Here is a 20,525-nt window from a genome sequence, read left to right on the forward strand (position 1 = left end):
AGACCGATAGTCTTGTTTCCAAACGGAGAGGTGGCTCACAATTACCGGCGGTAGTACCGATCCCCGGCCGGCGCGGTCCCGGGCCCGCCTGCTCGAAGCCGCTGCCGCGCTTCTGCGTTCCGGTGGTCCCAGCGCGGTGACCGTCGATGCGGTCACCCGTACCGCCAACGTAGCGAGGGCTACCCTGTATCGCCACTTCCCGAGTGGAAATGATTTGCTGGCGGCGGCGTTCAACAGCCTGATACCCCCCTCGCCGACGCCCCCGGCAGAAGGGTCGCTGCGCGATCGGCTCGTCGCGTTGGTGCTGGCCCAGGCCGAAGCCGTGGCGCAGGCCCCGGCGCTGCTGACCGCCATGTCCTGGCTGGCCCTGGGACCGGACCTGGAAGGGTTGCCCGAACCGCGCGACGCGGACGCCGACAGCTGTTCGATCACCTCGTTGCGGGAACGCATCGCCCAGCAGTACGCCGCGCCGTTCGACGCGGTGTTCGACAGCCCCGAGGCGGCCGCCGAGCTGGGCGAGGTCGACCGGTCGCGGGCGATCGCCCTGCTGATCGGCCCGCTGGTGCTGGGGCGCCTGTCCACCCTCCCCGACTTCGACTATCGCGAGTGTGCGCGGGCGGCCGTCGACGGTTTCCTGCACGTTCAGCGCGCACAGCAGCGGGCCGCCGCGGCGAGTATCGAATCGGCAGGTGCTTGAGGCGTCGCCGCCGGCGCCGAAATTTTGTCCGCGCCGCGATCTAGGGCATACTGTTCGGGTTGCCTTTCGCCAGGTTCTGCGCCTGGCCGGGCATACGACCAGCGCCCAAACGGGCGCGTCCGGTCCCATCCTCGGAACGCGACTAATTTTGGCCGCGGAAGAGGCTGCGTAAGGGTGACACACCCGACCGCGGGGGCCGGTGGACCACGACAGGTAAACAGCGGCGCAGTATCCGGCGCGACGCTCGACCGGCCCAGGATTGGGCGGTCGATCGGCGCTCCGGGGGGCACTGAGACATGGACGTAAGCCCGGACGACGGGCTTCAAGTAGGAGTGAGGGTAGGAGAAGCGTGGCGGGACAGAAGATCCGCATCAGGCTTAAGGCCTACGACCATGAGGCTATTGACGCATCGGCGCGCAAGATCGTCGAGACCGTCGTCCGTACGGGTGCCAGCGTCGTAGGTCCGGTGCCGCTGCCGACCGAAAAGCACGTGTATTGCGTCATCCGCTCCCCGCACAAGTACAAGGACTCGCGGGAGCACTTCGAGATGCGCACGCACAAGCGGTTGATTGACATCCTCGATCCGACGCCGAAGACGGTCGACGCGCTGATGCGCATCGACCTTCCGGCCAGTGTCGACGTCAACATCCAGTAGGAGATCCAGACTCATGGCACGCAAAGGCATTCTGGGTACCAAGCTGGGCATGACGCAGGTGTTCGACGAGAACAACAGGGTTGTGCCGGTGACGGTGGTCAAGGCCGGTCCCAACGTGGTGACCCGCATCCGCACGCCGGAGCGCGACGGCTACAGCGCCGTGCAGTTGGCATACGGCGAGATCAGCCCGCGCAAGGTCAACAAGCCGGTGACCGGCCAGTACACCGCGGCGGGGGTCAACCCGCGCCGGTACCTGGCCGAGCTGCGTCTGGACAATCCGGACGCCGCCGCCGAATACGAGGTCGGCCAGGAACTGACGGCCGAGATCTTCGCCGACGGCGCCTATGTCGACGTGACCGGCACCTCCAAGGGCAAGGGCTTCGCCGGAACGATGAAGCGGCATGGCTTCCGCGGTCAGGGCGCCAGCCACGGCGCCCAGGCGGTGCACCGCCGGCCGGGCTCCATCGGCGGCTGCGCCACCCCGGCGCGGGTGTTCAAGGGCACCCGGATGGCCGGCCGGATGGGCAACGACCGGGTGACCGTGCAGAACCTGGTGGTGCACAAGGTCGATACCGAGAACGGCGTGCTGCTCATCAAGGGCGCGGTCCCCGGCCGCACCGGTGGACTCGTGATGGTCCGCAGCGCGATCAAACGAGGTGAGAAGTAATGGCGGCGCAGAAGATTGACGTGAAGACGCCCGACGGCAAGGTCGACGGCTCCGTGGAGCTGCCCGCCGAATTGTTCGACGTCGAGGCCAACATCGCGCTCATGCACCAGGTGGTCACCGCCCAGCGGGCGGCCGCTCGCCAGGGCACGCACTCGACCAAGACCCGCGGCGAGGTCAGCGGCGGTGGGCGCAAGCCGTACCGGCAGAAGGGCACCGGCCGTGCGCGGCAGGGTTCGACGCGGGCCCCGCAGTTCACCGGCGGTGGCGTCGTGCACGGTCCCAAGCCGCGCGACTACAGCCAGCGCACGCCCAAGAAGATGATCGCCGCGGCGTTGCGTGGGGCGCTGTCCGACCGGGCGCGCAACGGCCGCATCCATGCAGTCACCGAGCTGGTCACGGGCCAAACCCCCTCCACCAAGAGCGCCCGGGCATTTCTGAGCACGCTGACCGAGCGCAAGCAGGTGCTGCTCGTCATCGGCCGCACCGACGAGACCGGTGCCAAAAGCGTGCGCAACCTGCCGGGCGTGCACGTCCTGACGCCCGACCAGCTCAACACCTACGACGTGCTGCGCTCCGACGACGTGGTGTTCAGCGTCGAGGCGCTCAGTGCCTACATCGCGGCCAACACGGCCAAAACCAGTTCTGCCGAGGAGGTTTCGGCCTGATGGCGACCATCGCTGACCCCCGGGACATCATCCTGGCGCCGGTCATCTCCGAGAAGTCCTACGGGCTGCTCGATGAGAACGTCTACACGTTCGTGGTGCATCCCGACTCGAACAAGACGCAGATCAAGATCGCTGTCGAGAAGATCTTCTCGGTGAAGGTCGCCTCGGTGAACACCGCGAACCGACAGGGCAAGCGCAAGCGCACCCGGACCGGATACGGCAAGCGCAAGAGCACCAAGCGGGCCATCGTCACGCTGGCGCCGGGCAGCAAGCCGATCGACCTCTTCGGCGCACCGAGCTAGCGCGGCGACGAGAGAAAGACCTGACTAGACATGGCAATTCGTAAGTACAAGCCGACGACCCCGGGTCGCCGCGGTGCCAGCGTGTCCGATTTCGCCGAGATCACCCGCGCGGAGCCGGAGAAGTCGCTGGTGCGTCCGCTGCACGGGCACGGCGGTCGCAACGCGCACGGCCGGATCACCACCCGCCACAAGGGGGGTGGGCACAAGCGCGCCTACCGGGTGATCGACTTCCGCCGCAACGACAAGGACGGCGTCAACGCCAAGGTCGCGCACATCGAGTACGACCCGAACCGCACCGCCAACATCGCGCTGCTGCACTACCTGGACGGCGAGAAGCGCTACATCATTGCCCCGCTTGGCCTCTCGCAGGGCGACGTGGTGGAGTCGGGTGCCAACGCCGACATCAAGCCGGGCAACAACCTGCCGCTGCGCAACATCCCGGCCGGCACCCTGGTGCACGCCGTGGAGCTGCGGCCGGGCGGCGGCGCCAAGCTCGCGCGCTCGGCGGGGTCGAGCATCCAGTTGCTCGGCAAGGAAGGCAGCTACGCGTCGCTGCGCATGCCCAGCGGCGAAATCCGCCGCGTCGACGTGCGTTGCCGCGCCACTGTCGGCGAGGTGGGCAACGCCGAGCAGGCGAACATCAACTGGGGCAAGGCCGGCCGCATGCGGTGGAAGGGCAAGCGCCCGTCGGTCCGCGGTGTCGTCATGAACCCGGTGGACCACCCGCACGGCGGTGGTGAGGGCAAGACCTCCGGCGGTCGCCACCCGGTCAGCCCGTGGGGCAAGCCGGAAGGCCGCACCCGCCACCCGAACAAGCAGAGCAACAAGCTCATCGTCCGACGCCGGCGCACCGGCAAGAAGCATTCGCGGTAGGAGCAGCCAGACATGCCACGCAGCCTGAAGAAGGGCCCGTTCGTCGACGGCCATCTGCTCAAGAAGGTCGACGTCCAGAACGAGAAGAACACCAAGCAGGTCATCAAGACCTGGTCGCGCCGGTCGACGATCATTCCGGACTTCATCGGCCACACCTTTGCCGTGCACGACGGGCGCAAGCACGTCCCCGTGTTCGTCACCGAGGCGATGGTGGGTCACAAGCTCGGCGAGTTCGCCCCGACGCGCACCTTCAAGGGGCACATCAAGGATGATCGGAAGGCCAAGCGGCGATGACCACAACTGAATTCCCGTCGGCGGTCGCGAAGGCCCGGTTCGTCCGGGTGTCGCCGACCAAGGCGCGCCGGGTGATCGACCTGGTCCGCGGCAAGTCGGTGAACGATGCGCTGGACATCCTGCGCTGGGCGCCGCAGGCCGCGAGCGAACCGGTGGCCAAGGTGATCGCGAGCGCGGCGGCCAACGCGCAGAACAACAACGGCCTGGACCCGGCGACCCTCGTGGTCGCCACGGTCTACGCCGACGAGGGCCCCACCGCCAAGCGCATCCGTCCGCGCGCCCAGGGCCGCGCGTTCCGAATCCGCAGGCGCACCAGCCACATCACCGTGGTGGTGGAAAGCCGGCCGGCCAAGGATCAGGGTTCGGCGAAGTCGACGCGGGCCCGTCGCGCCGAGGCAAGCAAGGCCGCGGCGAAGGCTGGTCCTGGTTCGGGCGCCAAGAAGGCACCCGCCAAGAAAGCGCCGGCCGCGAAGAAGGCGCCGGCAAAGAAGGCCCCGGCCAAGGCTTCTGAGGCTTCTGACGCGAAGGGAGGCTCAGACTAGTGGGCCAGAAGATCAATCCGCACGGCTTCCGGCTGGGCATCACGACGGACTGGAAGTCCCGCTGGTACGCCGACAAGCAATACGCCGATTACGTCAAGGAAGACGTCGCGATCCGGCGGCTGCTGTCCACGGGCTTGGAGCGCGCCGGCATCGCCGACGTCGAGATCGAGCGCACCCGCGACCGGGTGCGGGTCGACATCCACACCGCCCGCCCCGGCATCGTCATCGGGCGCCGCGGCACCGAGGCCGACCGGATCCGCGCGGATTTGGAGAAGCTGACCGGCAAGCAGGTTCAGCTCAACATTCTCGAGGTCAAAAACCCCGAGTCCCAGGCGCAACTGGTGGCCCAGGGCGTCGCCGAGCAGTTGAGCAACCGGGTGGCGTTCCGCCGCGCGATGCGCAAGGCCATCCAGTCGGCGATGCGGCAGCCCAACGTCAAGGGCATCCGGGTCCAGTGCTCCGGCCGCCTGGGCGGCGCGGAGATGAGCCGCTCGGAGTTCTACCGCGAGGGCCGGGTGCCGCTGCACACCCTGCGCGCCGACATCGACTACGGCCTGTACGAGGCCAAGACCACCTTCGGCCGGATCGGCGTGAAGGTGTGGATCTACAAGGGCGACATCGTCGGCGGCAAGCGCGAATTGGCCGCCTCGGGAGTGGGGGCGCCGGCCGGCGCCGAGCGTCCGCGCCGCGAGCGGCCGTCGGGCACGCGTCCGCGGCGTAGCGGCGCGTCGGGCACCACCGCGACCAGCACCGAGGCCGGCCGCGCGGCGGGCGCCGAGGACAGCGCCGTGGCGACCCCGACCGAACCCGCGCCTCCCCTCGAACCACAGAGCACGGAGAGCTGAATCATGTTGATTCCCCGCAAGGTCAAGCACCGCAAGCAGCACCACCCCCGTCAGCGCGGCATCGCCAGCGGCGGCACGGCGGTGAACTTCGGCGACTACGGCATCCAGGCCCTCGAGCACGCCTACGTCACCAACCGCCAGATCGAGTCGGCCCGTATCGCGATCAACCGGCACATCAAGCGTGGCGGCAAGGTGTGGATCAACGTCTTCCCCGACCGCCCGCTGACCAAGAAGCCCGCCGAGACCCGGATGGGTTCGGGTAAGGGCTCCCCGGAGTGGTGGGTCGTCAACGTCAAGCCGGGCCGGGTGCTGTTCGAGCTCAGCTACCCCAACGAGCAGGTGGCCCGGGCGGCGCTCACCCGCGCAATCCACAAGCTGCCGATCAAGGCACGCATCGTGACCCGAGAGGATCAGTTCTGATGGCACTGGGAATTTCGCCTGGCGAACTGCGCGAGCTCACCGACGCAGAACTCGCCGAGCGCGTGCGCGAGTCCAAGGAGGAGCTGTTCAACCTGCGCTTCCAGATGGCGACCGGTCAGCTCACCAACAACCGCCGGCTCCGCACCGTGCGTCAGGAAATCGCGCGCGTCTACACGGTGCTGCGTGAACGAGAACTGGGCCTGGCCAGCGGGCCCGATGGTAAGGATTCGTGATGGCAGAAGCTAAGAAGGCGCCCGCGAAGGCCGCCCCGAAGAAGGCCGCGGCAACCGACGCCGAGCCGAAAGACAAGGGCCCCAAGCACACTCCGGCCAACCCGAAAACGCGTGGTCGGCGCAAGGTGCGCATCGGCTATGTGGTCAGCGACAAGATGCAGAAGACCATCGTGGTCGAGCTGGAAGACCGCATGCGGCACCCGCTGTACGGCAAGATCATCCGGACCACCAAGAAGGTCAAGGCGCACGACGAGAACAGCACCGCCGGCATCGGCGACCGCGTCTCGCTGATGGAGACGCGACCCATGTCGGCGACCAAGCGCTGGCGGCTGGTTGAAATCCTCGAGAAGGCCAAGTAGCCCGCAGGCAACGCAGAAACGCCCGAGACCCCCGCGGTCTCGGGCGTTTGTGTTGCCGAGCGTAACCGCACTGCGAAAGAAGGCCGGAATAATCGCGGTGGCGTTACGCTCGGCGCATGTCCACTGACTCGCGCGAGTTTCACGGCAAGATCGAGCTCGACATCCGGGATTCGGAGCCGGACTGGGGTCCGTACGCGGCGCCGACGGCACCGGAGAATTCACCGAACATCCTGTATCTGGTGTGGGACGACACCGGCATCGCGACGTGGGATTGCTTCGGCGGCCTGGTCGAGATGCCGGCGATGACGCGGATCGCCGAGCGCGGCGTGCGGCTGTCGCAGTTCCACACCACCGCGCTGTGCTCGCCGACCCGGGCGTCGCTGCTGACCGGGCGCAACGCGACCACCGTGGGCATGGCCACCATCGAGGAATTCACCGACGGGTTCCCCAACTGCAACGGGCGCATTCCCGCGGACACCGCGCTGCTCTCCGAGATGCTCGCCGAGCGGGGCTACAACACGTACTGCGTCGGCAAGTGGCACCTGACGCCGCTCGAGGAGTCCAATCTGGCGTCGACGAAACGGCACTGGCCCACCTCGCGCGGCTTCGAGCGGTTCTACGGATTCATGGGCGGCGAGACCGACCAGTGGTACCCCGACCTGGTCTACGACAACCATCCGGTCAGCCCGCCGGGGACACCGGAGGACGGCTACCACCTGTCGAAGGACCTCGCGGACAAGACGATCGAGTTCATCCGCGACGCCAAGGTGATCGCGCCGGACAAGCCGTGGTTCAGCTACGTGTGCCCGGGCGCCGGGCACGCGCCGCACCACGTCTTCAAGGAGTGGGCGGACCGCTACGCCGGCCGATTCGACATGGGCTACGAAAAGTACCGCGAGGTCGTGCTGGAAAAGCAGAAGTCGCTCGGGATCGTGCCACCGGACACCGAACTGTCACCGGTCAACCCGTATTCGGACGTCAAGGGCCCGCAGGGCGAGCCCTGGCCGCTGCAGGACACGGTGCGGCCGTGGGACTCGCTGAACGACGAAGAGCGCAAGCTGTTCTGCCGGATGGCCGAGGTGTTCGCCGGCTTCCTCAGCTACACCGACGCCCAGATCGGGCGCATCCTGGACTATCTCGAGGAGTCCGGCCAGCTGGACAACACCATCATCGTGGTGATCTCCGACAACGGCGCCAGCGGCGAGGGCGGCCCCAACGGGTCGGTCAACGAGGGCAAGTTCTTCAACGGGTACATCGACACCGTCGAGGAGAGCATGAAGCTCTTCGACCACCTCGGCGGCCCGGAGACCTACAACCACTACCCGATCGGGTGGGCGATGGCCTTCAACACGCCCTACAAGCTGTACAAGCGCTACGCGTCCCACGAGGGCGGCATCGCCGACACGGCAATCGTCTCCTGGCCCAACGGCATTGCGGCGCACGGCGAGGTGCGCGACACCTATGTCAACGTCTGCGACATCACGCCGACCGTCCTCGACCTGCTGGGCATGGAGCCGCCCGAGACCGTCAAGGGCATCGCACAGAAACCACTGGACGGGGTGAGTTTCAAAGCGGCCCTTGACGCCGGCACCGGGAAGAAGACCCAGTTCTACACCATGCTGGGCACCCGGGGGATCTGGCATGAGGGCTGGTTCGCCAACACCGTCCATGCCGCGACGCCGGCCGGTTGGTCGCATTTCGACGCCGACCGATGGGAGCTGTACCACATCGAGGCCGACCGCAGCCAGTGCCACGACCTGGCCGCCGACCAACCCGAGAAGCTGGAAGAGCTCAAGGCGCTGTGGTTTTCCGAGGCCGCCAAGTACAACGGCCTGCCGCTGTCGGACCTGAACATCGTCGAGACGATGATGCGAACGCGGCCCTACCTGGTCGGCGAACGGGACAGCTACACGTACTACCCGCACTGCGCGGACGTGGGCATCGGCGCGGCCGCCGAGATTCGTGGCCGCTCGTTCGCCGTCCTGGCCGACGTGACCGTGGACACCGCCGGCGCCGAGGGCGTGCTGTTCAAGCAGGGCGGCGCGCACGGCGGGCACGTCCTGTTCATCCAGGACGGGCGGCTGCACTACGTCTACAACTTCCTCGGTGAGCGCCAGCAGCTGGTGTCCTCGTCCGGCCCGGTCCCGCTGGGGCGCCACATGTTCGGTGTCCGCTACGCGCGGACCGGGACGGTTGCGAACAGCCACACCCCGCTGGGCGACCTCGCGCTCTTCGTCGATGACGAGGTGGTCGCAACGCTGCCCGACGTGACGACCCACCCCGGGACGTTCGGCCTGGCGGGGGCCGGGATCACCGTCGGGCACAATGGCGGGTCGGGAGTGTCCAGCCGCTATAAGGCGCCGTTCACGTTCACCGGCGGCACCATCGCTCAGGTCACCGTCGACCTCTCGGGCAGGCCGTATGAGGACGTGGAAAGGGAACTCGCGCTTGCCTTTTCGCGCGACTGAGCTGACGATCGGCGTGGCTGCCCCGCTGTGGGCGGGGGCGGTGGTGGGCTGCGAGAGGACGACCGGGGGCACCGCTGTCCGCAACGGGGGGGCCCCGTCGACGAGCTCCGCCGCGCCCAGGCGGTCGGATCCGGGCCGAGCCGGTGCCGGGCGGCGCGCCCGGCTTCGACGCGGCGAAATTCACGGCCATGCAGCAATTCGCCGTCGTCATCCCCTGAAAAGACCGCATTTCGGCGCAAGCGGGCGGTAGCATCTGGCCCCGTGATGCCGCAATGACAACCGAAGCGCCGCCACCGCAGGCGCCCCCCGCCCGAGGACCTCGCCTTGCGATCGCGTTCGGCGTCGTCGTCGCCATCATCGTCATCTACGTGCTGTCCCTGATTGCCGTGCACCTGCTGGCCAAGTCGGCCCCTCCGCTGCCCGCGGTGGACTTCAGCAAGGTCGAGGCCGATGACAGCGTGGTGCAGGTGCGCCTCGAGAAGCTGGATACCTTAGCGAACCGGTTGACGGTGAATGTGCTTGTCTACCCGAAGGATTCGCTGTACGACAAGAACCTGGGCGTGCTCACGACGGACGCGGCCGTGCGCCTCTACCCGGAGAACGACCTGGGAGACCTGCAATATCCGGTGGGCAAGGCGCCGGCGCAGGTCAGCACCACCATCGAGGCGCAGGGCGACCCGGGTAACTGGCCGTTCGACACCTACAAGACCCAGGTGATCGCGGCGGACGTGTTCACCGGCTCCGGCCAAAACCGCGAAAAGGTGCCCGCCCGCGTCGAAGTGACCGGGAAGCTCGACGGTTGGGACGCCACCGCCACGCGCGTCCACGACCCCGCAGACTCCAACCCGGACATCCAGGACGACGTCACCATCACCCTGCACCGGGCCAAGGGCCCGCTGATCTTCGACATCGGCATCTGCCTGGTGCTGATCGCGCTGCCGGTGTTGGCGCTGTGGGTGGCGATCCCGGTGGCGCTCGGCAAGACGTCATTCCTGCCGCCTATGACGACGTGGTACGGCGCGATGCTGTTCGCCATCGTCCCGCTGCGCAACATCCTGCCGGGCAGCCCGCCCTACGGTTCGTGGATCGACCAGGCCGTTGTGCTCTGGGTGCTGATCGGCCTCGTCACCGCGATGGCCTTGTTCCTGTTCGGCTGGTGGCAGCAACGCGACCGAAGGCAGCCGAAAAAGGCCTGACCTATTCCGCTTCGGCCGCCCCCGCGTAGCTGATGGCGTCGACGGCGCTCGACACCCTTGACTGAAACGCGGGCGACAGCGGGATGTAGCCATTTCTGGCGAGTTCGAGCTGGCCGGGGCCGATCGCGGCCTGGAGGAACGCCTTGACCGCCCGCCCCACATCGGCGCTCGGGTATTTCGAGCAGACGATCTCGTACGTGGCCAGCACGATCGGGTAGACGTCGGGCTGGGCGGGGTTGTAGAACGACGAGATGTCAAGGACGAGATCGTTACCCGCGCCGGTGATCTTGGCGCCGGTGATCGTCTTGCCGACCGTGTCGGTGCCGATCCGTACCGGCCGCAGCGACCTGCGGCTCGCCGGAGTCTTGATCTCGGCGGCGTAAAGCCCTTGCTGGAGCGCGAATGAAAGTTCGTTGTAGCTGATCGCGCCCTCGGTGGCCTTCACCAGCTCCGAGGTGCCCTTGTTCCCCGCGGCGCCGATTCCGACCCCACCGTTGAACATCTTCCCGGTGCCCTTGTTCCACGCTCCGCCGGACGCGGCCTGCAGGTAGGACTGGAAGTTCTCGGTGGTGCCCGACGCGTCGCTGCGGTAGATGACGCGGATGTCCTCGGCCGGCATGGAGGCATTGAGAGCGGTGAGGGCCGGGTCGTCCCAGCGCGTGATGGTGCCGTTGAAGATCTTGGCCATGGTCGGAGCGTCCAGCACCAACGAATCGACGGCGCCGAGGTTGTAGGTGATGGCCAGCGGGCCGAACACGACCGGCAGGTTCCATGCATCGGCCCCGCCGCACCGCTGCTTGGCGGCGGCGTATTGGTCACCCGACAGCGGTATGTCTGATCCACCGAAATCGGTTTTGCCGGAGAGGAATTCGCTGATCCCGGCGCCCGAGCCATTCGCGGTGTAATTGAGGGTCTGTCCGGGGCAGGCCTTGTGGTATGCGTCGATGAACTTGGTCACGGCGTTGGCCTGCGCGGTCGAGCCGCTGGCGATGAGGGTCTGCTTGCCGCCGCAGTCCACCTTCGCCCCGACGGCATAGGCCAGGGTTGCGTGGGCATTGCTGCATGCCGAGAGCACCAGGGCCGCCACGGCCAGAGAGCTGACGGCGGCGGTGGAGCGCTTGTGCTTCATGTTGATGCCTCCAGGCGATGCTGGCGCCCGGCGTCGGCGGCGAGCTGAGTGTAGGGATACACGTCGTTGTTTACAGCCATCGAATTAACAGGCAAACCAACAACGGATGAACTGGCCGCCTCGCCGACGTCGCGCCGCGTTTCGCTGGGTGGCGAACACGTGTTCGGCGGGTTGACGCAAATTGCCTACTGAGGAGAGGAAATTTCGATATAGGCGTGGACGGCGTCGGTTCGCTACGATCTAATCCTCGTGTGCTTGCCCGCTGAGCTTCCGCACACCCAGGAGGTGTTGACCGATGACGCATCAGGCTCCCCCAGCACCACCGCCCCCGACGACCCCGACGAACCCGGAACCGCCGGCCGCAGCGCCGACCAAGCGGGGCCGACGAGGCATGGTGGTCGGCCTCGGCGCCCTCATGGTCTTCCTCATCGTCTACGGGCTGTCGCTGTTCGGCGTCCACCTGCTCTTCAATGCGGCGCAACCGATCAAGCCGCCGGACCTCAGCGCAACCGACGACACCGTCGTGCTGGTGCGCCTCGAAAAGCTGGACACCGCCGCAAACCGCCTGACGGTGAAGGTTCTTGTCATCCCCCAGGACAAGATGTTCGACAAGCGCCTGGACGTCCTCACGACCGACACCGCGGTGCGCATGGATCCGCCGAACGACCTGGGCGACCTGATCTACCCGGCCGGGAAGTCGCCGGCCCAGGTCGCCACCACGATCGAGGCGCACGGTAATCCCAACAACTGGCCGTTCGACTCTTACAGCACTGACACCCTCTCCGCGGAGGTGCTCGTCGGCCAGGGCGATGCGCGCCAATACATCCCCGCCCGGGTGGAGGTGACCGGGCAGCTGGACGGCTGGGATGTCAGCGTCCGGCGCGTGGGCGAAGCCAGTCAGGAATCGGAGCGCCCCGACAACGTGATCATCACGTTGCACAGGTCAAAGGGCACACTGATCTTCGACGCGGGCATCTGCCTGGTCCTGTTCGCCCTACCCGCACTGGCATTGACGATCGCCATCCTGATGGTGACGGGGAAGCGCAAGTTCCTGCCACCGTTCGTCACGTGGTTCGCCGCGGTGCTCTTCGCCGTGATCCCCATCCGCAACTTCTTACCCGGCTCCCCGCCGGCGGGCGCCTGGGTCGACCAGGCCTTGGTGCTCTGGGTGCTGATCGCGTTGGTGGTGGCGATGATCCTTTTCTTCGTCACCTGGTACCGACAAACGGACTAATACGCTGGAGCGGTGCTCACCGAGTTGGTCGACCTGCCGGGCGGATCGTTCCGCATGGGCTCGACGAGCTTTTATCCCGAGGAGGCACCGATCCATACGGTGACGGTCGCGGCCTTCGCGATGGAGCGCCATCCGGTGACCAACGCGCAGTTCGCCGAATTCGTCACCGACACGGGCTATGTGACCGTCGCCGAGCAGCCGATCGACCCGGCACTCTACCCGGGGGCCGATCCCGACGACCTTCGTCCGGGCGCCATGGTCTTCCGTCCGACGCCCGGCCCGGTCGACCTGCGTGACTGGCGGCAATGGTGGGACTGGGTACCGGGCGCCAACTGGCGAAATCCGTTCGGACCCGGCAGCGATCTCGAGGGCAGGGCCGATCACCCGGTGGTGCAGGTGGCGTACCCCGACGCGGCGGCGTACGCGCGCTGGGCCGGTCGGCGGCTCCCGACCGAGGCCGAGTGGGAGTATGCCGCCCGCGCCGGAACCGCGACGACCTACTCGTGGGGGGACGAGCCGAATCCCGATGGCAGGCTGATGGCCAACACGTGGCAGGGACGATTCCCGTATCGCAACGACGGGGCGCTCGGGTGGGTGGGCACCTCGCCTGTGGGGACCTTCCCGCCCAACGGGTTCGGTCTGCTCGACATGATCGGCAACGTCTGGGAATGGACCACCACCGAGTTCTCCGCACACCACCGGCTCGATCAACCCCCGAAAGCCTGTTGCGCGCCAACGGGTCCGGCAGATCCGTCCGTCAGCCAGACGTTGAAGGGCGGTTCGCATCTCTGCGCGCCGGAGTATTGCCACCGCTACCGTCCGGCCGCGCGGTCGCCGCAGTCACAGGACACGGCGACAACCCACATCGGATTTCGCTGCGTGGCAAATTCCGCGTCGGGTTAGATCGTCGCGCGCCGGCTCGGCCGGTGCCCGCCGCCCCGCACGCCCGACAGCAAAAACGACCGGCGGGTTACCGCCGGATGGACGGCGAGTGACAGGGCCTTCGTCGTCGCGCGACGCTCGCGCGAGTTCGCTAGCATCTGATCAGTGTTGCCCCAGACGAGCCGGATTTCGCCAGTGAGTTTCAGCCCGCCGATTTCGACTGTCCGCGCGGGTCAGCAATGACCGCTGAGGCGCAGACGACGCCGGCTCCGCCACCACCCTCGGACACGCCGCCGACGCCACCGCCGCCGTCGGGCAAACAGTACCGGAAACCCCGAATCGCCATCGGGGTGACCATCCTGCTCGCCGTCGTCGCCGCCTACGCCCTGTCCCTGTTCGGCGTGCACCAGCTGCAGGAAGCAGAGGCCCCGCTTCCCCCACTGGACCTCAGCCAGGGCGGGGGCGATGCGACGATCGTGCAGCTGCGCCTCGAGGAGCTGAAGACCGTCGCGAATCGTCTCACGGTGAATGTGCTTGTCTATCCAGGGATTTCGGCCTACGACAATCGCTTCGACGTACTGGGCACCGACGTTGGCGTGCGACTGTACCCGACGAGCGACCTGGGGGACCTGCACTATCCGAAGGGGAAGGCGCCGGCGCAACTCAGCACCACCATCGAGGCGCACGGCGATCCCGGTAACTGGCCCTTCGACTCCTACCGGACCGAACCGATCTCCGCGGACGCGTTCGTCGGGTCCGGCGACAACATCAAGAAGGTGCCCGCTCGCGTCGAGGTCACCGGGGAATTGGACGGTTGGGACGTGAGCGTCCAGCGGCTGCACGATCCCGCCGCGCTCCCGACCCAGCGTGGTAGCGACAACGGGAACGTCGTCATCACCTTCAAGAGGGCCAAGGGCCCGCTGATCTTCGACCTGGGCATCTGCCTGGTCCTCATCAGCCTGCCCACCTTGGCGCTGATGGTCGCCATCCCGATGGCGCTGGGCAGGAGGAAATTCTTGCCGCCCTTTGCGACGTGGTACGCCGCGAACCTCTTCGCGATCGTCCCGTTGCGCAACATCCTTCCGGGTGCCCCACCGCCCGGTTCCTGGATAGACCAGGCCATCGTGCAGTGGGTGCTGATCGCCCTCGTGACGGCCATGAGCCTGTACATCTTCGCCTGGGTCCGGCAAGGGGACTGATCGGGCGTCATTTGCGCCGGCTGTCACGGCCATGAGGCTCCGCCACCGGTCGGGGTGCAGGATTTGCGTATGCCCGCGCCATTGCCGCCGCTTGCCGCCGAGGACCACGTCTGCGAGACCTGCGCGGTCGCTTACCCGGACACGCGGATCGACGATGCCGTCGCCGTCATCGCGGGCCTGCCCAATGCGATGCGCGAGGCGATCGGCGCGATTGCGCCCGACGCGCGCCGGCTGCGGCCGGCTCCCGGCGTGTGGTCGGTTGCGGAGTACCTCTGCCACGTTCGCGACGTCTATGTCAGCTTCACCATCCGGCTGCACCGCACCCGCATCGAGCAGGAACCCGCCTTCGAGCCGATGTTCAACGACCTGCGGGCCCGCCGCTTCCGGTACAACGACTGCGACGTCGACGCCACGCTCTACGAGCTGGCGGCCGGCACCGCCGGGTTCCGCGACGAGGTCGTGCGCACAGACGACTGGGATCGCATCGGCAGCCGGTTGCCGGGCGAGCGGCGCACCGCGCGCTGGCTGGTGCGCCAGGCGATGCACGAAGGCGTCCATCATGTCGCCGACATCCGCAGATTTGGCTCTGAGCTGGTCGTCCCCTAGACTCTAGGGGTTGCCTTGGGCAGACCTCGGCCGGTGCGAATCGGCCCCGCGTGCCTTTCGGTGACAAAAGTGTTTCAAGACCGCGCATGTCAGGGTGGGTTTTGCCTGCCTCCTGCCGTGCACGTGAACCAGGTCAGGAGATCGAGTGATTCAGCAGGAATCGCGGCTGAAGGTCGCCGACAACACCGGCGCCAAGGAGATCTTGTGCATCCGGGTGCTCGGCGGTTCGTCGCGACGATACGCCGGCATCGGTGACGTCATCGTCGCCACCGTCAAGGACGCCATTCCCGGCGGCAACGTCAAGCGCGGCGACGTCGTCAAGGCCGTCGTGGTGCGCACGGTGAAGGAGCGCAGGCGTCCCGACGGCAGCTACATCAAGTTCGACGAGAATGCCGCGGTGATCATCAAGCCCGACAACGACCCGCGCGGCACGCGCATCTTCGGGCCGGTCGGCCGCGAACTGCGCGAGAAGCGATTCATGAAGATCATCTCGCTCGCCCCGGAGGTGTTGTAGATGAAGGTCCACAAAGGCGACACCGTGCTGGTCATCGCGGGCAAGGACAAGGGCGCCAAGGGCAAGGTGCTGCAGGCGTACCCGGAACGCAACCGCGTGCTTGTCGAGGGCGTCAACCGGATCAAGAAGCACACCGCGATTTCCACCAACCAGCGCGGCGCGCGCTCGGGCGGCATCGTCACGCAGGAGGCGCCGATTCACGTCTCCAACGTGATGGTGGTCGACTCCGACGGCCAGCCCACCCGGATCGGTTACCGGGTGGACGAGGAAACCGGCAAGCGCGTCCGCATCTCCAAGCGCAACGGCAAGGACATCTGATGAGCACCGCAGAGAAGACCCAGCCGCGGCTCAAGCAGCGCTACGCCAACGAGATCCGCGATGCGCTGCAGAAGCAGTTCAACTACGGCAACGTCATGCAGATCCCGACCGTGACCAAGGTCGTCGTCAACATGGGCGTCGGCGACGCCGCCCGCGACGCCAAGCTGATCAACGGCGCGGTGAACGACCTGGCGCTGATCACCGGTCAGAAGCCCGAGATCCGCAAGGCGCGCAAGTCCATCGCACAGTTCAAATTGCGCGAGGGCATGCCGATCGGCGCCCGGGTGACGCTGCGCGGGGACCGGATGTGGGAGTTCCTCGACCGGCTCACCTCGATCGCGCTGCCGCGTATCCGGGACTTCCGGGGCCTGTCGCCCAAGCAGTTCGACGGGGTCGGCAACTACACGTTCGGACTGGCCGAGCAGTCGGTGTTCCACGAGATCGACGTGGACAAGATCGACCGGGTCCGCGGCATGGACATCAACGTCGTCACCTCGGCGACGACCGACGACGAAGGGCGAGCGCTACTGCGGGCCCTCGGCTTTCCGTTCAAGGAGAACTGACTAAATGGCGAAGAAGGCACTGGTCAACAAGGCCGCACGCAAACCCAAGTTCGCGGTGCGCGGCTACACCCGCTGCAGCAAGTGCGGCCGTCCGCGCGCGGTGTTCCGCAAGTTCGGGCTCTGCCGGATCTGCCTGCGCGAGATGGCGCATGCGGGCGAGCTGCCCGGCGTGCAGAAGAGCAGTTGGTGACAGGGGACTGACGATATGACGATGACGGACCCGATCGCGGACTTCTTGACGCGTCTGCGCAACGCCAATTCGGCCTACCACGACGAGGTGAGCCTGCCGCACTCCAAGCTCAAGGCGAACATCGCCCAGATCCTCAAGGCCGAGGGCTACATCAACGACTTCCGGACCGAGGACGCTCGGGTCGGCAAGTCGCTGGTGATCCAGCTGAAGTACGGCCCGAGCCGGGAGCGCAGCATCGCCGGCTTGCGCCGGGTGTCGAAGCCCGGTTTGCGGGTGTACGCGAAATCGACCAACCTGCCGCGGGTGCTCGGCGGCCTGGGCGTGGCGATCATCTCCACGTCGTCGGGTCTGCTCACCGACCGTCAGGCGGCCCGACAGGGCGTGGGCGGCGAAGTCCTCGCGTACGTGTGGTGAGGGGCCCGGAGGTAAGGAAAGACAATGTCGCGCATTGGTAAGCAGCCGGTTCCGGTACCCACCGGAGTCGACGTAACGATCGAGGGCCAGAACGTCTCGGTCAAGGGTCCCAAGGGCAGCCTGAATCTGACTGTCGCCGAGCCGATTACGGTGGCCCGCAACGACGACGGCGCCATCGTGGTCACCCGGCCCAACGACGAGCGGCGCAACCGCTCGCTGCACGGCCTGTCGCGGACCCTGGTGTCCAACCTCGTCACCGGTGTGACGGAGGGTTACACCGTCAAGATGGAGATCTTCGGGGTCGGCTACCGCGTGCAGCTCAAGGGCTCCAACCTCGAGTTCGCCCTGGGCTACAGCCACCCCGTGGTGATCGAGGCGCCCGAGGGCATCACGTTCGCGGTCCAGTCGCCGACGAAGTTCACGGTGTCGGGGATCGACAAGCAAAAGGTCGGCCAGATCTCGGCGAACATCCGCCGCCTGCGCCGTCCCGACCCGTACAAGGGCAAGGGCGTGCGCTACGAGGGTGAGCAGATCCGCCGCAAGGTCGGAAAGACGGGTAAGTAGTCATGGCGCAAACGAAGACAGACGCCGCCGCGCGAAAGCCGGTGGGGCAGAACGTATCCGCTACGCGGCGGGTGTCACGGCTGCGCAGGCACGCGCGGCTGCGCAAGAAGATCGCGGGCACCCCGCAGCGTCCGCGGCTGGTGGTGCACCGGTCGGCCCGGCACATTCACGTGCAGGTGGTCAACGACGAGAACGGCACCACGCTGGCGGCCGCTTCGTCGATCGAGGCCGACGTGCGCGGCCTGGAAGGCGACAAGAAAGCCCGCAGCATTCGGGTGGGTCAGCTGATCGCCGAGCGCGCCAAGGCCGCCGGCGTCGACTCCGTGGTCTTCGACCGTGGCGGATACACCTACGGCGGACGGATCGCGGCGCTGGCCGATGCCGCGCGCGAGAACGGATTGCAATTCTGATGACAACTGGAAGGACCGCATAATGGCGGAACAGTCAGCCGGCGGCCCCGAGGCCCGCGGCGACAACCGCGACTCGCGCGGTGACAACCGCGACAGCCGCGGCCGGCGCGACGGCGGCCGCGGAGGCCGCGATCGCGACCGCGACGGCGAGAAGAGCAACTACCTGGAACGGGTCGTCGCCATCAACCGCGTCTCCAAGGTGGTCAAGGGTGGTCGGCGATTCAGCTTCACCGCGCTGGTCATCGTCGGTGACGGCGCCGGCATGGTCGGCGTCGGCTACGGCAAGGCCAAGGAGGTCCCCGCCGCGATCGCCAAGGGCGTCGAGGAGGCCCGCAAGGGCTTCTTCCGCGTCCCGCTGATCGGCGGCACCATCACGCACCCGGTGCAGGGTGAGGCCGCCGCGGGCGTGGTGCTGTTGCGACCCGCCAGCCCGGGTACCGGTGTGATCGCCGGCGGCGCGGCGCGCGCGGTGCTGGAATGCGCCGGGGTGCACGACATCCTGGCCAAGTCGTTGGGCAGCGACAACGCGATCAACGTGGTGCACGCCACCGTGGCCGCGCTCAAGCTGCTGCAGCGTCCCGAGGAGGTGGCCGCGCGTCGCGGGCTGCCCATCGAGGACGTTGCCCCGGCCGGGATGTTGAAGGCGCGACGCGAGAGCGACGCGCTCGCCAGCCTGCCCGCGGGTGCGGCGGTCCGGGAGGGGACGGCGTAGCCATGAGTCAGCTCAAGATCACCCAGGTGCGCAGCACCATCGGTGCGCGCTGGAAGCAGCGCGAGAGCCTGCGCACCCTGGGCCTGCGGCGGATTCGCCACTCGGTGATCCGTGAGGACAACCCACAGACCCGCGGCCTGATCGCGGTGGTGAGCCACCTGGTCGAGGTGGAGTCGGCGCCCGAAGGGAAAACACAGTGACCATCAAGCTGCATGATCTGAAGCCCGCGCCCGGGTCGAAGACGGCGCGCACCCGGGTCGGTCGCGGCGAGGGCTCCAAGGGCAAGTCGGCGGGCCGCGGCACCAAGGGCACCAAGGCCCGCAAGAACGTGCCGGCCACCTTCGAGGGCGGCCAGATGCCGATCCACATGCGCCTGCCCAAGCTGAAGGGATTCCGGAACCGGTTCCGCACCGAATACGAGATCGTCAACGTCGGCGACCTCAACCGGCTGTTCCCGCAGGGCGGTGCCGTCGGCGTGGACGAACTGGTGGCCAAGGGTGCGGTTCGCAAGAACGCTCTGGTCAAGGTCCTCGGCGACGGCAAGCTGACCGCCAAGGTCGAGGTGTCCGCGCACAAGTTCAGCGGCAGCGCGCGCGAGAAGATCACCGCCGCGGGCGGCTCGGTCACCGAGCTGTAGTCAGCTCAGCTGCGGAATCACTTCCGCGGCAAGGCGTTCCATCTGCTCGCGGTTCTCCGGGACATCGACGCCGACGGGGTTGAGCAGCAGATATTCGGCCCCGGCGGCGATCACGTCGCGCAGCCCGCGCGCCACGTCGTCAGGTGTGCCCGACACCGGCACGTCCTCGACGCCGGGCATGTCGCCGTAGATGCGGTGCAGCCCGCCCAGCACCCGCTCGCGCGCCCGCACCGGGTCGTCGTCGACCATCAGGTACACGCGTTTGCCAATGGTGAAGTGCGCCGGGTCTTTCCGCTGCGCCTCGAGTTCGCGGCGCACCACGGTGACGGCGCCGGCGAAGGCTTCGGTGGTCGACGAGCCGGCACCCAGGAACGAGTCCCCGTGCCGCACCGCCCGGGCCAGCGCCTTGGGGGCCAGCCCACCGAACCAGATCGGCGGGTGCGGCCGCTGCACCGGCTTGGGTGCGATAGGCACGTCGTCGACATCGCGGAACCGGCCGTGGAACGTCACCCGGGGCTCGTCCGACCAGGCCGCCTTCATCAGCTCCAGGCCCTCGGTGAAATACGAGATGTACGTTGCCTTGTCGACGCCGAATGCGTCGAATCGGCGAAAGCCGCCGCCGGTTCCCACGCCGAGGTCCAGCCGTCCGTGGCTGAGCCGGTCGACGGCCGTCGCGGCCGAGGCGAGCTGGAGCGGGTCGTGCAGCGAGGTCACCAGGACGGCGACCCCCAGCCGCAGGCGCTCCGTGCAGGCGGCGCAATACGCCAGCAGCTCCAGCGGCGCCAGCAGCGGGGCGGCGCCGACGGTCTGCTCGAGCACCCAGCCGCCCTCGAACCCGAGCTCCTCGGCGCGGGCGAGGTAGGAGCGCATGCCGGATGCGTCGAAGCCGTCGTAGTCGAATTGGGGGATGGCGATGGAAAGCCTCACCCGACCACCG

31 protein-coding genes and 1 pseudogene are annotated in these 20,525 nt (G+C 67.5%); 29 read left to right on the forward strand and 3 right to left on the reverse strand.

What is annotated here, in order from left to right:
- Positions 1-88: 88 nt before the first annotated feature.
- The gene (locus A5705_RS11390; protein ID WP_255380943.1) at positions 89-697 is read left to right on the forward strand and encodes a TetR/AcrR family transcriptional regulator; all 609 of its coding nucleotides are present in this window, start codon (positions 89-91) and stop codon (positions 695-697) included.
- 43 nt (positions 698-740) lie between these two features.
- On the opposite strand, the pseudogene A5705_RS29155 reads toward A5705_RS11390, so the two are convergent.
- Positions 741-995 (reverse strand): annotated as a pseudogene (locus A5705_RS29155) (hypothetical protein); the annotation flags it as partial.
- Positions 996-1,046: 51 nt separating this feature from the next.
- On the opposite strand from A5705_RS29155, the gene rpsJ reads away from it, so the two are divergent.
- From rpsJ to A5705_RS11455, 13 genes are all read left to right on the forward strand, one after another.
- Complete coding sequence (gene rpsJ, locus A5705_RS11395; protein WP_068277543.1) at positions 1,047-1,352, forward strand: 30S ribosomal protein S10; 306 nt, start codon at positions 1,047-1,049, stop codon at positions 1,350-1,352.
- Between the two features lie 13 nt (positions 1,353-1,365).
- Positions 1,366-2,019: a 50S ribosomal protein L3 gene (rplC, locus tag A5705_RS11400; RefSeq protein ID WP_066907347.1), complete on the forward strand. Its 654-nt coding sequence runs from the start codon at positions 1,366-1,368 to the stop codon at positions 2,017-2,019.
- Entirely contained in the window at positions 2,019-2,684 is a 666-nt protein-coding gene (gene rplD / locus A5705_RS11405) for a 50S ribosomal protein L4 (protein WP_068277548.1), read from the forward strand. The genes rplC and rplD overlap by 1 nt, the downstream gene beginning before the upstream one ends.
- Complete coding sequence (gene rplW, locus A5705_RS11410; RefSeq protein WP_067873335.1) at positions 2,684-2,986, forward strand: 50S ribosomal protein L23; 303 nt, start codon at positions 2,684-2,686, stop codon at positions 2,984-2,986. Before rplD ends, rplW begins: the two co-directional genes overlap by 1 nt.
- A 30-nt stretch (positions 2,987-3,016) precedes the next feature.
- A complete protein-coding gene (rplB, locus tag A5705_RS11415; protein WP_067873338.1) occupies positions 3,017-3,859 on the forward strand; it encodes a 50S ribosomal protein L2 in 843 nt (280 codons plus the stop codon).
- 12 nt (positions 3,860-3,871) lie between these two features.
- Entirely contained in the window at positions 3,872-4,153 is a 282-nt protein-coding gene (gene rpsS / locus A5705_RS11420; protein ID WP_066907363.1) for a 30S ribosomal protein S19, read from the forward strand.
- Positions 4,150-4,695 (forward strand): 50S ribosomal protein L22, encoded by a 546-nt coding sequence (gene rplV, locus A5705_RS11425; RefSeq protein ID WP_067873341.1) that lies wholly within the window; start codon positions 4,150-4,152, stop codon positions 4,693-4,695. The genes rpsS and rplV overlap by 4 nt, the downstream gene beginning before the upstream one ends.
- Positions 4,695-5,540: a 30S ribosomal protein S3 gene (gene rpsC, locus A5705_RS11430; RefSeq protein ID WP_068277555.1), complete on the forward strand. Its 846-nt coding sequence runs from the start codon at positions 4,695-4,697 to the stop codon at positions 5,538-5,540. Before rplV ends, rpsC begins: the two co-directional genes overlap by 1 nt.
- A gap of 3 nt (positions 5,541-5,543) precedes the next feature.
- A complete protein-coding gene (rplP, locus tag A5705_RS11435) occupies positions 5,544-5,960 on the forward strand; it encodes a 50S ribosomal protein L16 (RefSeq protein ID WP_066907369.1) in 417 nt (138 codons plus the stop codon).
- Positions 5,960-6,193: a 50S ribosomal protein L29 gene (gene rpmC / locus A5705_RS11440; RefSeq protein WP_066961040.1), complete on the forward strand. Its 234-nt coding sequence runs from the start codon at positions 5,960-5,962 to the stop codon at positions 6,191-6,193. The genes rplP and rpmC overlap by 1 nt, the downstream gene beginning before the upstream one ends.
- Positions 6,190-6,552, forward strand: a complete 363-nt coding sequence (gene rpsQ / locus A5705_RS11445; protein WP_369803280.1) for a 30S ribosomal protein S17 — start codon at positions 6,190-6,192, stop codon at positions 6,550-6,552. The genes rpmC and rpsQ overlap by 4 nt, the downstream gene beginning before the upstream one ends.
- A gap of 116 nt (positions 6,553-6,668) precedes the next feature.
- Positions 6,669-9,020: an arylsulfatase gene (locus A5705_RS11450; RefSeq protein WP_068277558.1), complete on the forward strand. Its 2,352-nt coding sequence runs from the start codon at positions 6,669-6,671 to the stop codon at positions 9,018-9,020.
- A 272-nt stretch (positions 9,021-9,292) separates the two neighbouring features.
- The gene (locus tag A5705_RS11455; RefSeq protein ID WP_067873357.1) at positions 9,293-10,216 is read left to right on the forward strand and encodes a DUF4436 domain-containing protein; all 924 of its coding nucleotides are present in this window, start codon (positions 9,293-9,295) and stop codon (positions 10,214-10,216) included.
- 1 nt (position 10,217) lies between these two features.
- On the opposite strand, the gene pstS is transcribed toward A5705_RS11455, so the two are convergent.
- Positions 10,218-11,345 (reverse strand): phosphate ABC transporter substrate-binding protein PstS, encoded by a 1,128-nt coding sequence (pstS, locus tag A5705_RS11460; protein ID WP_067873360.1) that lies wholly within the window; start codon positions 11,343-11,345, stop codon positions 10,218-10,220.
- Between the two features lie 66 nt (positions 11,346-11,411).
- On the opposite strand from pstS, the gene A5705_RS28860 reads away from it, so the two are divergent.
- From A5705_RS28860 to rplO, 15 genes are all read left to right on the forward strand, one after another.
- A complete protein-coding gene (locus tag A5705_RS28860) occupies positions 11,412-11,537 on the forward strand; it encodes a hypothetical protein (protein ID WP_255400342.1) in 126 nt (41 codons plus the stop codon).
- A 103-nt stretch (positions 11,538-11,640) separates the two neighbouring features.
- Positions 11,641-12,579, forward strand: coding sequence for a DUF4436 domain-containing protein (locus tag A5705_RS11465; protein ID WP_067873363.1), 939 nt, complete (start codon positions 11,641-11,643; stop codon positions 12,577-12,579).
- A gap of 12 nt (positions 12,580-12,591) precedes the next feature.
- Positions 12,592-13,482, forward strand: coding sequence for a formylglycine-generating enzyme family protein (locus A5705_RS11470; RefSeq protein ID WP_068277559.1), 891 nt, complete (start codon positions 12,592-12,594; stop codon positions 13,480-13,482).
- 218 nt (positions 13,483-13,700) lie between these two features.
- The gene (locus A5705_RS11475) at positions 13,701-14,660 is read left to right on the forward strand and encodes a DUF4436 domain-containing protein (RefSeq protein ID WP_067873369.1); all 960 of its coding nucleotides are present in this window, start codon (positions 13,701-13,703) and stop codon (positions 14,658-14,660) included.
- Positions 14,661-14,729: 69 nt separating this feature from the next.
- On the forward strand, positions 14,730-15,266 hold the full coding sequence (locus A5705_RS11480; RefSeq protein WP_068277562.1) for a DinB family protein: 537 nt from the start codon (positions 14,730-14,732) through the stop codon (positions 15,264-15,266).
- A gap of 145 nt (positions 15,267-15,411) precedes the next feature.
- The gene (gene rplN / locus A5705_RS11485; RefSeq protein ID WP_003403649.1) at positions 15,412-15,780 is read left to right on the forward strand and encodes a 50S ribosomal protein L14; all 369 of its coding nucleotides are present in this window, start codon (positions 15,412-15,414) and stop codon (positions 15,778-15,780) included.
- Entirely contained in the window at positions 15,781-16,098 is a 318-nt protein-coding gene (gene rplX, locus A5705_RS11490) for a 50S ribosomal protein L24 (RefSeq protein ID WP_067873374.1), read from the forward strand. It abuts the gene before it with no gap.
- On the forward strand, positions 16,098-16,661 hold the full coding sequence (gene rplE / locus A5705_RS11495) for a 50S ribosomal protein L5 (protein WP_067873377.1): 564 nt from the start codon (positions 16,098-16,100) through the stop codon (positions 16,659-16,661). Before rplX ends, rplE begins: the two co-directional genes overlap by 1 nt.
- A 4-nt stretch (positions 16,662-16,665) precedes the next feature.
- A complete protein-coding gene (locus A5705_RS11500) occupies positions 16,666-16,851 on the forward strand; it encodes a type Z 30S ribosomal protein S14 (RefSeq protein ID WP_011739072.1) in 186 nt (61 codons plus the stop codon).
- Between the two features lie 15 nt (positions 16,852-16,866).
- Entirely contained in the window at positions 16,867-17,265 is a 399-nt protein-coding gene (gene rpsH, locus A5705_RS11505) for a 30S ribosomal protein S8 (protein ID WP_066907410.1), read from the forward strand.
- 24 nt (positions 17,266-17,289) lie between these two features.
- Positions 17,290-17,829 carry a 50S ribosomal protein L6 gene (rplF, locus tag A5705_RS11510; protein ID WP_066907413.1) on the forward strand — a complete coding sequence of 180 codons (540 nt, stop codon included), beginning with the start codon at positions 17,290-17,292 and terminating at the stop codon, positions 17,827-17,829.
- Between the two features lie 41 nt (positions 17,830-17,870).
- Positions 17,871-18,239 (forward strand): 50S ribosomal protein L18, encoded by a 369-nt coding sequence (gene rplR, locus A5705_RS11515; RefSeq protein WP_197521260.1) that lies wholly within the window; start codon positions 17,871-17,873, stop codon positions 18,237-18,239.
- 22 nt (positions 18,240-18,261) lie between these two features.
- Positions 18,262-18,951 (forward strand): 30S ribosomal protein S5, encoded by a 690-nt coding sequence (gene rpsE, locus A5705_RS11520; RefSeq protein WP_067873383.1) that lies wholly within the window; start codon positions 18,262-18,264, stop codon positions 18,949-18,951.
- A gap of 2 nt (positions 18,952-18,953) precedes the next feature.
- Positions 18,954-19,151, forward strand: coding sequence for a 50S ribosomal protein L30 (rpmD, locus tag A5705_RS11525; protein WP_067873386.1), 198 nt, complete (start codon positions 18,954-18,956; stop codon positions 19,149-19,151).
- Complete coding sequence (gene rplO / locus A5705_RS11530) at positions 19,148-19,588, forward strand: 50S ribosomal protein L15 (RefSeq protein WP_067873388.1); 441 nt, start codon at positions 19,148-19,150, stop codon at positions 19,586-19,588. Before rpmD ends, rplO begins: the two co-directional genes overlap by 4 nt.
- Here rplO and A5705_RS11535 read toward each other — a convergent pair whose 3' ends face one another.
- On the reverse strand, positions 19,589-20,515 hold the full coding sequence (locus tag A5705_RS11535; RefSeq protein ID WP_067873391.1) for an LLM class flavin-dependent oxidoreductase: 927 nt from the start codon (positions 20,513-20,515) through the stop codon (positions 19,589-19,591).
- Between the last annotated feature and the right edge of the window lie 10 nt (positions 20,516-20,525).

The organism is Mycobacterium sp. E787 (assembly GCF_001668725.1).
In the GTDB taxonomy this organism is placed as follows: domain Bacteria; phylum Actinomycetota; class Actinomycetes; order Mycobacteriales; family Mycobacteriaceae; genus Mycobacterium.